This window comes from Rheinheimera tangshanensis (assembly GCF_014645135.1).
Lineage (GTDB): Bacteria > Pseudomonadota > Gammaproteobacteria > Enterobacterales > Alteromonadaceae > Pararheinheimera > Pararheinheimera tangshanensis.
The window spans coordinates 71,469-83,965 of the sequence record NZ_BMLH01000009.1 but is presented as its reverse complement, the minus strand read 5'-3'; the positions used below and the strand labels follow the sequence as shown (position 1 = coordinate 83,965).

Sequence of the window (12,497 nt, the reverse complement as noted above, 5' to 3'; positions counted from 1 at the left end):
TGTATTAGTTTGTTATTTTTGGTCAACAAAGGTGTGAATGTCCCAGTTATGATGCAGGCGACATCGGTTGATTGTATGTGGAGTGACTGTCCTTTTGGGGCACTCGAAGCAAAAATAGAGTGTCCCAAAACCGAGTTCCAAGATTTCGCTCAACCTTTCATTATTTCAGTGAAGCAGACAAGCAACCTGACTGGAGTTTTTTCTTTCTCTGTACAAATACGATGGGAGTTGCACTTGAGCTAAGGCTTTTTTGTATTGGACTGCTGAGGCTTGACGATCCAACAGCTCAAGTCGTTTGGTAGGTTCATCATAGTGCGCAATGACAGTCTCTTCATTGGGTTTCAAAATCGTTAATGAGTCCGGTTGCATCAGCGCGAAGTAGTTTTCAAACTGTAGCAAGGCTCTGCCAGGACTTGTTTTGTCCAAAGTTAAATCACGGCCTGTCATGGTATGGCAGGAAGACACACCCGCCAGGCTCAGCAAAGTGGGCGCTAAATCAATCTGACTACTCAGCGTTTCGACGACTTCAGGTGTGATATCGGCTCCTAAGATTAGTCCAGGAATACGAAACTTCTCTACAGGGATGAGGTTATTGCCATAAACACGGTTGTCATGATCCGCAACAATTAAAAATACTGTGTCTTGCCAGTAGTCGCTTTGTTTTGCTTTTTCGAAAAAATTTCCCATGGCCCAATCTGCATACTTTACTGCATTGTTTGCCGTATTTTTGGGTTGTTCATGCAGAGTGATCCGATCATCTGGAAACTCAAATGGCTCATGATTGCTTGATGTAAAGATAAGACTGAAAAATGGCTTTCCCTCTTGATGCAAAGCGTTCAGCTTTTGGTGTGCTGTATTAAATAAGTCTTCGTCACTGGCTCCCCAACTGCCTACAAAAGCTGGGTTTTTAATTTGGCTGATATCGACAATGTCATCAATGCCGTTACCGGTAAAAAAGCTTCTCATATTGTCAAAATGTGCTTCGCCACCATAAATAAACTGGGTGTGGTATCCATTAGATTTTAATACAGAGGCAAGTGTTGTGAAGTTTTGCTGGCTATTCGAAAGCTTCACCACGCTTTGTGCGGGGGTTGGTGAAAAGCCTGCAACCACTGCTTCGATACCACGCACTGAGCGTGTACCAGTGGCATAGAGATTCTGAAACCACATGCCTTGAGTTTTTAACTGCTCAAGCTGCGGCGTAACTGGCTCGCCTCCAAGGGATTGAACAAAGGTTGCCCCCAGACTTTCCTGCAAAACAATAACAACGTTTAAGGGTTTCTCTCGTTTTTTTGTAACTGTTTGAAAATGCAACGTCGGATAGTCTGGATGGGTAAACCTGTAAGTTTTTAACCAGGGCCAATCCAAACCGTATTGCAACATATCCTCAGTCGATAACTTGCCATACATTTCCGTCGACCGCGCTTCATGCTTCATGCTGTATAGGGCATAAAGCACGGAATAGCCTGAGCTTATTACCAAAGAATTCACCATAGAATCTCCGGTGATCGCAAACAGGGCTGGATTAGCGGGTCTGTGATCTGTGGTTGAACGGACGCCAGCAAAGACCAGAAATACAGCCAGAGGCCATAACACAATGGTGTGCTTGATTGACCAAACTCGAAGTTTTACGAAGGGAAGCTTGAGCAATAGAGCCAGTGCAAACCCAAATAGCGCGGTCAATAAAAAACCTGCCAAAAAAGGCAGACGAAAGCCATACCATAAGGTAGAAAGAACTTCTTTGGGGTACTTCAGGTACTCGATAAATAAGCGGTTAGGCCTGACGTCGTATTGCAGTATGAATGCCGGAGACGCAAGTTCAATAAATAGCAATCCAATTAAACCAGCAAGACTCCACAGGTAGGTGAATTTAAACCAACTGTGTTGTAAAAAACGGTTTGCAAACAGTGGCACCAAAAGGACGGGAATCGATGCCCACAGGCACAAGACAATGAGATCAGCCCGAATACCTTGCAACAAAATCTCTGCCACTTTTCCGGTCGCAAACACCCGGTCATAATGCCATAGCACTAAACCAAGGCGACTCAGACTCAGCAATACAATGCCAAGCACGAGCATCCTTAATAAATAGGTGTAGGGGCCACAGACAATAGATGGAAAAAAAGAAGGTCGTTTCTTATTAGTATTGGTCATTACTTCGCCTTGTCATCCTAAAACGCAATGCAGAATAACGAGCGAAACTTAAGAGTCTCTTAAGAAAATAAAGTTATTGTGAGTTTCTTTATACCGACATTGACGGACCCTGACATGAAATCGAAAGCCACTGGATTCAACCGACTTTATTTTGCGACGCTGTACTCATGGCAAGGGCTTCGCAGCAGCTGGGCTTCTGAAGCAGCCATCAGGCAGGAAGTTATTGCTTTAGCGCTGCTGCTTCCCATTTCCTTGCTGGTTGAGGTATCCGCTGCCGAGCGAGCTTTATTGGTATTGAGTCTGTTTCTGGTCTTTATTGTGGAGCTGTTGAACACTGGCATCGAAGCTGTTGTGGACAGAATTGGCAGTGAGTACCACGAACTTAGCGGTAAAGCGAAAGATATCGGCTCTGCGGCAGTCCTTGCCAGCCTTATCACAACCGCTCTCGTCTGGTTTATTATTCTGTACTAAGTACCAACAGGTGTTGCCATGCGAATTTTACTGGTAGAAGACGACCTATTACTGGCTCAGGGACTGAGTACGGCGCTGACGCGAATGAACTACCGCGTCGAGTTATGCACGACCGGAAAACAAGCGATTCAGGCGGCCAGTGAAAGTCAGTTTGAACTGATGATTTTGGATTTAGGTTTGCCAGATGGTCTGGCACTCAATGTGATTAAATCGTTGCGAAGTTTAAAGCACGGCATCCCAATACTGATCCTGACTGCCTGGGATCATTTAGAAACAAAAATAGAAGCATTAAACGCGGGTGCTGACGATTACGTGCTAAAGCCCTGCGATATCAGGGAAATTGAAGCAAGGTTGCGTGTGCTTGTGCGGCGTCATCAACAACGCCAATTGGATCAGTTGCAATGCGCGGACTTAACGATGGATTTAACCGTGCATGAATGCCGCTACCAAGACCGCTTAATATACCTAACCACCCGCGAATTTCTGTTGCTAAAAGAGTTTATGTTGCATCAGGGTAAAATTCTGTCCCGCCAGCATCTGGAAGAGCTGAGCAACGGCTGGACCGGAGAGACAGAGAGTAATTCGATAGAGGTGCATATTCACAACCTGCGAAAAAAGACCAAGCCCGAGTGTATTAAAACGATACGGGGTATTGGTTACATGATGGTAAATCAGTATGAGGATTAACAGCATACGCCGAATGATTTTACTCGGTGTAAACAGCGTTGTTTTACTTCTGATGGTGATTACCGGATTCATTACGTACTCCAGCACTCACCACGAATTGGATGAGCTTTTTGATGCCCAACTGACTCAATATGCACGTCTTTTAGACCAACTGCTGATACAAAACTCGCTCTCTCTTGACCACACAGATCCCCTGATTGTTTATGTCCCTCAGATTGCCGAAGATGGTATTGAGCGAACTTCCGCAGAGGAGCGCAGGCCAGAGGGGCACAAATACGAAAACAAAGTGGCGTTTCAGGTGTGGTCAACAGATGGGAAACTGCTGATGAAGTCAGCGAACGCCAGTGATCGGGAGCTGGCTCCCAGAACATCAGGCTATCACGAAGTGTTTCATGATAACCGGCGCTGGATTTGTTATAGCACCTACAACAGAGAGCATGGCTATTGGATATTCACAGGACAGAGAGAAGATGTTCGTGGAGAACTTAGTTTTTATCTGGCGTTAGATCAGTTGATCCCGCTGAGTATCGCGCTGCTCCCTATTACCATCCTGATTTGGATAGCTGTTTACTGGGGCATTAAACCCATTCGGGATTTATCGAAGGAACTGGCCACAACTAAACCGTCTATGCTGACTCCCATAGATATAACCTTACCTGTCGAATTAAGGCCCTTTCAAATCGCGATTAATCAGCTTTTGAAGGACTTAAAAAGCTATTTAGTCAAAGAGAAACGCTTTATAGCCGATGCCTCGCATGAACTCAGAACACCGCTCAGTATTTTGTTGGTTCATGCAGACAATATTAAAAAATCGACGTCCAAAGAAGAAACCGACGCCGCTGCTAATGCCATTCTTATCAGCACAAAACGTCTGTCACATCTGGTCAGCCAATTGATGGAAACGGAAAAGCTGGAACACTCAGGGCAGCTGAAACTTACCAGTCTTAAACTGATTTCACTTATTGAAGAGAGCCTTGCTCTGGTTGACGTTGGCTTATTGGACAAAGTGGAATGGGACCTTGATATAGACCCCTCACTTGAGCTTCGCGCTGAACCTGGTTTGTTGGTAGCAGCCCTTCGGAATCTGTTGGATAACGCTGCAAAGTACGCGAAAGTACAAAGTCATGTCAGGATCACTGCTCACGTAGTTGAAAACAAACTTGTATTAACGATATGCAACGAACTACCTGAAGGCATAGACGTTGATTTAGAACGAATGGGAGAACGTTTTTATCGCCATCAGAGCAATCAACACATCAGTGGCGCAGGTCTTGGTATCTCCATTACCACAAAAATACTGGAGTTGCATAACGCTGAGCTGTCTTATTCGCTTGAGTCCAGATTAGTTATCACCACTGTGATATTTAGTGCTTAAGTTTAGATGTTTCTGAAGTCTCACAGAAGTATTGTGTTGGTTCAGATTTTGTTTGAAGTGCTTCGAAATGGACTATGAGTACGTCAAGCCGATTGTCTGCTTTCAGTGAAAATCGACAATTCAGCAAGATCCAAGTTCTTCGTCCACTTCTGGTACTACACAGAATGTAGGCTTATATCAAGCTGTATCACAAAAAGTTTTCAATGGAAGTAAATATGGTCCAATTAAACTGATAACTTGTAATGTTCGTCCGAATCGAACAAATTCCTGCGTCTATGTCTAGAGCAGCTCTTTTAAAATACTAATTTGGGTTGTTAATTCACTCGTTTTTATCCGCTCCTGTTTGAGCATATTTTCATAGTAACTACGTGCATCCGTCATTCTATGTAGGTTTTCCTCGAGCTGCTTAATCTGTTTTTCGTTATCTAGGTTTTTATTGAACCAGTAAACAAGCTCACGTTTAGCATTTTCAAGTTTATCTTCCAGAACCTTTACAGGATCTAGTCGCTTTGCCGGTTGGGGACTAGTTTCAGCTTTTCGAATTCGTTCCTTTTTTATCTCCTTAAGCTTTTGACTAGGCCACACTCTTTTACTAATAGCATTCCTATGCATTCCCGTTAGTTTTGACAATTGACTGATGGTTGGCGGCAACGAATTGCTCGCTCGAACTTTATCAATCGCTTGGACCAAACGTTCTGTGTTTAGGTCGAAATCTCGTTGATTTTTGTCATCGAAGTTATTGTTCATCAACATCATACCCAAGTAGTTCAAGCACCTGTTTTGCCTCGTTAATAACTTCTTTAATTTGGTCTAGGTTATCCTGGTGAATCGGATTTTTGAGGTTTGCCTGGTTGGTTGTATATATTTCTCGCCAATATGGAGCGTTCGCTTCACTGACAATAGCATTTGAACAACGTATAGGATTGCATCGCAAGGAACCAATGCATGGCAGTTCACTGTTTGTAGAATCCGAGCCATAACAATAACCTAATCCTACATTAATAACGCCTAAACCTTGCTCTGCCATAGCTTCAAAAATTTCATCTTTTGTATAACCACTTGCCATATAGCCCCTGAAAGCTATTTGTAGCCGTTCTTTGTGCTCTCTGGCTTTGCCACCGTAGCCCATTGTGACATCACTAGTAGCTCCTCGAGATAAAAATTTGTCGACGGTATTTACCAGATGTTTTAGCTGAAATGAGATTAATGGTAAGCCTGCTTCTACTCTATATAACTGATACGCTAATGTATGGCGCATCATGTAGTTGCTGAATCCAAGGTCGTCACCAGGAGAAACATATTTAATAAACTTCCGGATTTGGTGACGTATCATCACAGATGTCATTGGAATTTCAGATTGTCCGTTTTTCTTTGTTTGTACTGAGCTGAAAACAAGACTTCTTTGGTTTATCGAACTGAGAATTCTGATAGCTTTAAGTGCGTCCTCTATGATCGGAATGACAACCCATTTATCGTCGAAAAGACCTTTAACCAAACCATCTTTGCCTTTGAAAACATGCGAACGCAAAAGTGTCATTCCATGCTCGTCAACTAAGCATGTGTTTTGGTCTATCACGGACAGCTCAGAAGGGCGCATGCCCGTGTACTGTCCTATTAAATACTTTGCTGCGTTGGCAACAAGTGATAGGTGCTCATAGACCCTGGCGAAGTAAAATTGCTTGTTCTGTCCTCCACAAAGGAATGCTGTCATGTCCTTTAGGCTGAAATTGCTCCTTGAGTTCCGTAGTTCACTCGGAATGCCGTAGTTTTTATCTACAAAATGCTCAGAGTAACCCGAGTTTAAAAGACGATAAGCCCTGTAAATACTAAAGGTATTTTTAGTAATTCCTAAATCCCTGCAAAAGTACGCTTTATGTTGTAACGCATATTTTTTAACGCAATCGTCCGCCACTTCCTCTTCCATCATTTTTAAAAAGTCATGAACGAGTAAAGATGCTGTCCGGACTAATTTGTCAAATGCCCAATTTGGCATCACTTGGTTTGTTACTTGTTTTTTATAGTTGTTCTCCCACTGAAATTGCTCTGGGTCGAACGCTGGGATTGATTTACCCAAAATGTGTTTAGATGTATAGGGGTTCTGAATGTAAGAAAAAAATTGTTTTAAATCATCATTGTAAGTGAAGCTATGTTTACTTGCGGCTACTCTGTAGTCATCAGCAGTAATTTCAGTCAAAGATAAAAATGCAATTGCTACATGATCTTCGCCGAATTTTCTATTAAGCATAGAAAAAAGTGTGTTCAAAAATCTTAAGCCTGCTTTCATATGTGCAAGTAGAGTATTGGTGCAGAGGTTTTTCGATGATACTTTTCTGGCCTTCCTTCTGTTATTAATAAATATTTCCGGCGTTAATAAGACGCTAAGCAGTAAGCATTTGATCTCTATAATTATATGTTGAGGAACACTTTTAAATTTTTTGAAGTTTATAGCAAGCTTACTCCCCCTAATGTTTGGCGAAACATTTGGATTCTCTGCATTAAAATCCCATTCAGTGTCAGAAAATTTAGATGAAGACGAAACGGGAAGGCTGAGCAATTCTGCTAAATATGATTTGTAATCAAACGAGTCGCCAGATCTTTCAGTCCTTTGAATATTAACAAGAGAAAACCTGTATTTCGGCAAATCAGCAAGTGTATTCAGAATATCGTAGTGCCTATTATCTCGCTCCATGTTCTAACCTCTAGATAAATTCTGTTGTTTCGACGTAAAGAGATAGATGCTCAGCATTATCTAGTTCGTGTTCACTGAAATTGGAGAGCTCAGGATTAAGTATCGTATTTAATAGGGCTAAATTGCTTTTAATTACACTGCCGAAGGGGGTGTCCAAAATCCTACTGTTTTGAATTTTAATAAGATAATCTCTTTTCATTGCGAAAAGTTTCGGTAAGTCGGTTTCAGTAATAATTACATTCGGGCAACTAAGACACATGTTATAAGTGCTGCACGGTTTTCCTGGTATATAGCTTGGCAAAGCCTTGACTGTATCAGGGGGATCGAAAATATTTCTGCATGTAGCTAATGGAGTAGATAGTGGTTGTGAAGAACTTGGTGTTAAAGGATAGGACAATGCTTTTTCCTTTGATATCGCAGAGTGTGCGTTAATATGAATTTCTATTAACTTTTCTTTTATTTTGCCCCTAGCGATTTGTCCAAAGTCATGAATGTCCAAATACCGCATCGTTGTATACATATTTTTGTGGCCCATTAACAGCTGAATTTCTCTAATTGATACACCTTCTACTAGCAGATCACTGACAAATGTAGGCCTGAATCTTGTGGTCTCGATCAGTTTTGAACCATCTGATTTATCGAAAATATTGTGACGCTTTGAAAATTCAGCTATGGCTCTAGCCAGCATATATCTATTCGGTAAATGCTTGATTTCTCCTCCTGCCGACTCGAAGATCCAAAGTTTGTTTTTCTGCGAGGTCGATGTGCGTTCTCTAAGATATGAAGTCAGTTTGATAACTGTTTCAAATATGGCTTTAACTTCATTACCTTGGCTGGTAGTTAACCACTGTAGATCGGCTTTGAATATATCGAGGTGGTATAGTTTTTGGCCATCTGAACGCTCCTTCCAATAACGAAGGCAAGGTTTACCGGTGGCAGGATGACGGTCAACTAAATCATCAATTTCAAGCGCATAAATGGACTCAACGTTCATTCCTGTCACTTGAAGTAACTTCAGAAAGAATGGTAACAATTGCTCCATTGTAACCCTGGTTAGAATGCCCCAAGACTCAAAGAGATCTTTGTAAAAGATTTTGTTATTTTTGATAATCTGATAAAACGCACGGTTTATTCTTGAGTTTTGTAATTCAGTCGAGTTTCTAACGGGTTTACAATTCATTCTATTTTCAAATAGCCATCGAGCATCGTCTAAAGTCAGTGAGTTGTCATTTTTTAAAAGCCGTCTATTTTCAGAATCAAAGAACGGCCTTCCTAAACCAGTTATTTTGTAGGGCTCAGTAAACTTAGAGTATTTTTTAATGTCATGATTTATTGCAATTGTTATACATTTTTTTTCTTTATCAGAATATGGTTTATATCTCTCAGTCACCCTTGTGTAGTAGCAAAATGAACTTGGCAGGTAGAAGCGAAAAAAATTTGGGGTTTTAAGATCAATAGCTTTGTTTAAGACATTTTTATAAGTGCTTTGCAATATATTCGCATAACGGTTATGAATCTGGTCTTCAAGAATGCAATGTTTTAAATAACTGTGAAACTCATCCAATGAAAACTCGTTCAACACACTCGGTAGGTATATGAGTTGATCACCTAATTTTTTCTTTATGAATTTTGATACGTACTTGAATGTAGATTTAACGTCCGCGCGATGTGATTGACTGATAGTTGTTTTTAGCTGACATGCGAATAGATGCATTAACTGTTTATGTGGTTCACTTGGGATTGGAGCCACTAGATCTGTAAAAGTGCTAACCGATAGAGACTGTAACTGTGCCCATTGTTCTTTACTTGTTAAATGTGCAGACTTCACTTCGTATCCTTAACAAATATTTTCAACTGAGTCTTCTCTGTCAGTCGTTCCATTCTTTCAGCTTTTGTTAATAACTCACCGTCGCTGTCGGTTAGAGTTTTATAAAGCTCTAAGGGGATTTTCGTATAAACTTCTGTACTACTTAAATATGCATGACCTAATGATTTTTGTACTACGGCAAGTCTATCAACATAGGTTTGCCCTAAATCTGGTGATTGAAGTAAATCATATGCATATCCGTGTCGAAGTTTATGAGGGGATATGGATTTTGATAATACTTGTCTTTTTACAGCCCGCTGAGAAAGTCTCTCTAATAATTTTGACAAGCACTTCGCTGTGATAGGTAGCCCCAAACCATTAAAGAAAGCTGGAGTTTCAGACGCGGAGGAATATTTTCTTGCGTATTTTTTGAACAGTGGAGAGGCGTGATACCTGAGAACACGCTCCAATGTCGCTTTGCTTACAAGAGTCATTCTTTGTTTTTTGTTACCATTGCGACCTTTTACGCCTTGTATTGAAATAGGTGCATATGGCATCGATACTGGTTTATCGGTATTGCGTGAGATTAGTTTCTGGCTGTTGAATTCAATTGCATCTATTAAGTCTTGCTTAGTAACATTTTCTAACTCAGCTCTTCTGATACCGGAATCAAAAATAAATTGTAATACGACCCTTTCTCGTTCTGACTGTGTCTGCTCCATTAGTTTAGCTAATTCGTCGATTGAACAAGAGATCACGAGCTTTTGCTTGACTGGTCCGCTTATCAAACCAGCTGAATAAGGACTTTTTTCGATATACGCGTCTCTTAGTTCTTGCACTTGATACAAAAAATTGTGAATAAAGGCTTGGAGAGTTGAGTCTCGATTTCTGATAGTCGCTGTCGACAAATCCTGAGTAGTTCGGAGTTCTGATAAATACTCCTCGATCATGAATTTCGAAACAGAGAGAAAAGCTTCATCTAACGATGAGTTTTTGAACTCACGACGTTTTTTTAGAAATGTTAAAAAATAAGTTAAATTTTTTGCGTATGTTTTGGCAGTTTGTCTGCTAATTTTCCTGTTACGTAAATTGTATGAGAGAAACTCTGAGATCAGTGGTAATACCCTGAAGTTTTGATCAAAAGCTACTGCACCCGAAAGGCTTTCTGATTTGGATAACCAAACACCATCGTCCTCATTTAGTAATGAAAGAGAAAGGTCCACTGTTTCATCGTCAGAAACGTAAAAACTAAATTGCTCCATAAAAGCACACTTTTCTAATTGGTATTGTGCATTTCTAAAGCGTAGTAGTAAATTCGGAAATTAACAGGGAAGAATGTAACTCTTTCAGCGTATACTGTGCAGGAATTTAATAGGGGTATAAATGAATACCATCATACACTTTGCCCATAAACTTCTTTTCGCCCCAAACGCCAAAGGCTTCTGCTGCCTGATGGTCCTCATCACCTAACAAAATGAAATTAAGCTGCTCTTTTTGTTCAAACTTTGCCAGCCTTGCAGGGGCGTCGATACTGATCCCCACCACCTGTACATTAAAATCAGCCAGTTGTGTTTTGCTGTCGCGTAAACCACAGGCCTGCACTGTGCAGCCAGGAGTCATAGCTTTTGGGTAAAAATACACCAATACCCGACTTTTTTTCAGTAAGTCATTTAACTGCACAAGCTGTCCGCTTTGATCGGGCAAACTAAAATTTGGTGCCTGTTGTCCTGCTGTTAATCTGTTCATCGTTTTCCCTTTTATTTATAGCTGAGCCTCGAAACGCCCCGTTAACTGAAGCTGTTCAAGCAAAGCAAAAAGCTCTTGTTTGATTTGAGCCACCTGCGTGCCTTGCGGCAACTGGACAGTCATAGTGCAGTGGTTTAACAGCTGCTGGGTTTGGGCGTCGATCAGAGTTTCAGTACGCAGAGCGCCAATGTAAATCTGATGATTCGCCAACAAGGTCGCTATAGCACCTAAGGTGCCTACTTTATCTGTTCCGGTATACTCCAGCACATAATGCGCACTGACCTCTGCAGTAGGCTGAGCAGATGTACGTTTGGTCATGGTCAGTAGATCAAGTTCATAACCTAAACCAGGCAACAAATGTTCAATTCGGCTAATAGCCACAGCATCGCCGGATAACAACATAATAAAAGTGAACTCGTTGCCAAAAATAGCCATGCGGCTATCCACTATATTGCAATTGCAGTCGGTAACCAGACGCGCCAGACGGCTGACCAGCCCTGTTCTGTCTGCACCTATTGCAGTGACGACCAATTGTTGTGGCATGCTAAGTTGATGTCTCTGAATGAAAAACGGCTGCGAAGTTTAGCATATTTAGCGTAAATTTCACCTGTGTGACAGTCCCTTTGCTTGTGTTTGTTGTCGTGCGTCATTACCATAGGCAGCCTGAAAATTTTGGAGCCTTGAGCATGTTTAGCGGAAGTATTGTTGCTTTAATCACCCCTATGGATCCTGTCGGTGCTGTGGATTATGACAGCCTGAAGCGATTGGTGGATTTTCATTTAAGCAATCAGACCGACGCTTTGGTGATCATGGGAACGACGGGGGAGTCTGTTACCTTAAGTTTCGCTGAGCAACTGCAAGTACTCAAGGCTGTATTAGCTCAGGTGGACGGACGTATTCCCGTTATTGCTGGTAATGGCTCAAATTCAACTGCCGACGCAGTTGAAAAGACTAAAACGTTATCTGCTTTGCCTGTTGCAGGTTTTTTAACGGTAACGCCTTATTACAATAAGCCAATGCAAAAAGGCATGTTGGCACATTATCAGGCCGTAGCCGCAGCCACAGACAAGCCCGTCATTTTGTACAATGTACCAGGGCGCACCGGTGTGGATTTGCAGCCTGAGACAGTAGCCGAACTGGCGAAAGTCCCAAATATTATTGGGATCAAAGAGGCCACTGGTTCGATGGAGCGACTGGCACAATTGCAGGCGTTATGTCCGGCAGATTTTTTATTATTCAGCGGTGACGATGCCACTTGCTGTGAATTTATGTTAAAAGGTGGCCACGGCGTGATCTCTGTGACGACCAACGTTGCGCCTGCGTTGATGTCACAAATGTCAAAAGCAGCCTTAGAAAAAAATACAGAATTGGCAAAGCAGCTGGATCAGAAGTTACAAGGTTTGCATCATCAGTTGTTTATCGAAGCCAATCCTATTCCGAGTAAGTGGGCACTGCTGAAGATGGGGTTAATTGCTGATGATATGGCAAGATTACCTTTGACCCGGTTGGAACCAATTCATCAAAGCGTAATCGAACAAGCGCTGAAACAAGCCCAGATTAATGTGTAG

The 12,497-nt window shown here is 41.7% G+C and carries 11 protein-coding genes; 4 read left to right on the top strand and 7 right to left on the bottom strand.

The features are described 5' to 3' along the window. Window positions 1-165: 165 nt before the first annotated feature. A complete protein-coding gene (locus tag IEW88_RS15250; RefSeq protein ID WP_229670536.1) occupies window positions 166-2,154 on the bottom strand; it encodes an LTA synthase family protein in 1,989 nt (662 codons plus the stop codon). Between the two features lie 114 nt (window positions 2,155-2,268). On the opposite strand from IEW88_RS15250, the gene IEW88_RS15245 reads away from it, so the two are divergent. From IEW88_RS15245 to IEW88_RS15235, 3 genes are read left to right on the top strand one after another with little or no spacing between them, the layout of a single operon-like run. Next, the gene (locus IEW88_RS15245) at window positions 2,269-2,625 is read left to right on the top strand and encodes a diacylglycerol kinase (protein ID WP_127019319.1); all 357 of its coding nucleotides are present in this window, start codon (window positions 2,269-2,271) and stop codon (window positions 2,623-2,625) included. Window positions 2,626-2,643: 18 nt separating this feature from the next. Continuing rightward, window positions 2,644-3,312, top strand: a complete 669-nt coding sequence (locus IEW88_RS15240; RefSeq protein ID WP_147904804.1) for a response regulator — start codon at window positions 2,644-2,646, stop codon at window positions 3,310-3,312. A 13-nt stretch (window positions 3,313-3,325) separates the two neighbouring features. Continuing rightward, the gene (locus IEW88_RS15235) at window positions 3,326-4,687 is read left to right on the top strand and encodes an ATP-binding protein (protein WP_229670533.1); all 1,362 of its coding nucleotides are present in this window, start codon (window positions 3,326-3,328) and stop codon (window positions 4,685-4,687) included. 279 nt (window positions 4,688-4,966) lie between these two features. Here IEW88_RS15235 and IEW88_RS15230 read toward each other — a convergent pair whose 3' ends face one another. The 6 genes from IEW88_RS15230 to IEW88_RS15205 all read right to left on the bottom strand — a co-directional run bounded on the left by IEW88_RS15230 (window position 4,967) and on the right by IEW88_RS15205 (window position 11,472). Beyond that, window positions 4,967-5,434: a hypothetical protein gene (locus IEW88_RS15230; RefSeq protein ID WP_147904802.1), complete on the bottom strand. Its 468-nt coding sequence runs from the start codon at window positions 5,432-5,434 to the stop codon at window positions 4,967-4,969. Further along, window positions 5,424-7,376 (bottom strand): site-specific integrase, encoded by a 1,953-nt coding sequence (locus IEW88_RS15225; protein WP_147904801.1) that lies wholly within the window; start codon window positions 7,374-7,376, stop codon window positions 5,424-5,426. Before IEW88_RS15225 ends, IEW88_RS15230 begins: the two co-directional genes overlap by 11 nt. 10 nt (window positions 7,377-7,386) lie before the next feature. Next, window positions 7,387-9,204 (bottom strand): site-specific integrase, encoded by a 1,818-nt coding sequence (locus tag IEW88_RS15220; RefSeq protein WP_147904800.1) that lies wholly within the window; start codon window positions 9,202-9,204, stop codon window positions 7,387-7,389. After that, entirely contained in the window at window positions 9,201-10,445 is a 1,245-nt protein-coding gene (locus tag IEW88_RS15215) for a tyrosine-type recombinase/integrase (protein ID WP_147904799.1), read from the bottom strand. Before IEW88_RS15215 ends, IEW88_RS15220 begins: the two co-directional genes overlap by 4 nt. A 106-nt stretch (window positions 10,446-10,551) precedes the next feature. Then, window positions 10,552-10,929: a thioredoxin-dependent thiol peroxidase gene (gene bcp, locus IEW88_RS15210; RefSeq protein ID WP_147904798.1), complete on the bottom strand. Its 378-nt coding sequence runs from the start codon at window positions 10,927-10,929 to the stop codon at window positions 10,552-10,554. 15 nt (window positions 10,930-10,944) lie between these two features. Continuing rightward, entirely contained in the window at window positions 10,945-11,472 is a 528-nt protein-coding gene (locus tag IEW88_RS15205; RefSeq protein WP_053424790.1) for a glycine cleavage system transcriptional repressor, read from the bottom strand. A gap of 143 nt (window positions 11,473-11,615) precedes the next feature. On the opposite strand from IEW88_RS15205, the gene dapA reads away from it, so the two are divergent. Then, complete coding sequence (gene dapA, locus IEW88_RS15200; protein ID WP_147904797.1) at window positions 11,616-12,497, top strand: 4-hydroxy-tetrahydrodipicolinate synthase; 882 nt, start codon at window positions 11,616-11,618, stop codon at window positions 12,495-12,497.

What these genes read in the sequence shown, in the direction of transcription:
- IEW88_RS15250 (WP_229670536.1), bottom strand. Translation starts at nt 2,154, where the DNA reads ATGACCAATACTAATAAGAAACGACCTTCTTTTTTTCCATCTATTGTC.
- IEW88_RS15225 (WP_147904801.1), bottom strand. Translation starts at nt 7,376, where the DNA reads ATGGAGCGAGATAATAGGCACTACGATATTCTGAATACACTTGCTGAT.
- IEW88_RS15245 (WP_127019319.1), top strand. Translation starts at nt 2,269, where the DNA reads ATGAAATCGAAAGCCACTGGATTCAACCGACTTTATTTTGCGACGCTG.
- IEW88_RS15215 (WP_147904799.1), bottom strand. Translation starts at nt 10,445, where the DNA reads ATGGAGCAATTTAGTTTTTACGTTTCTGACGATGAAACAGTGGACCTT.
- IEW88_RS15235 (WP_229670533.1), top strand. Translation starts at nt 3,326, where the DNA reads ATGATTTTACTCGGTGTAAACAGCGTTGTTTTACTTCTGATGGTGATT.
- IEW88_RS15240 (WP_147904804.1), top strand. Translation starts at nt 2,644, where the DNA reads ATGCGAATTTTACTGGTAGAAGACGACCTATTACTGGCTCAGGGACTG.
- bcp (WP_147904798.1), bottom strand. Translation starts at nt 10,929, where the DNA reads ATGAACAGATTAACAGCAGGACAACAGGCACCAAATTTTAGTTTGCCC.
- IEW88_RS15230 (WP_147904802.1), bottom strand. Translation starts at nt 5,434, where the DNA reads ATGAACAATAACTTCGATGACAAAAATCAACGAGATTTCGACCTAAAC.
- dapA (WP_147904797.1), top strand. Translation starts at nt 11,616, where the DNA reads ATGTTTAGCGGAAGTATTGTTGCTTTAATCACCCCTATGGATCCTGTC.
- IEW88_RS15205 (WP_053424790.1), bottom strand. Translation starts at nt 11,472, where the DNA reads ATGCCACAACAATTGGTCGTCACTGCAATAGGTGCAGACAGAACAGGG.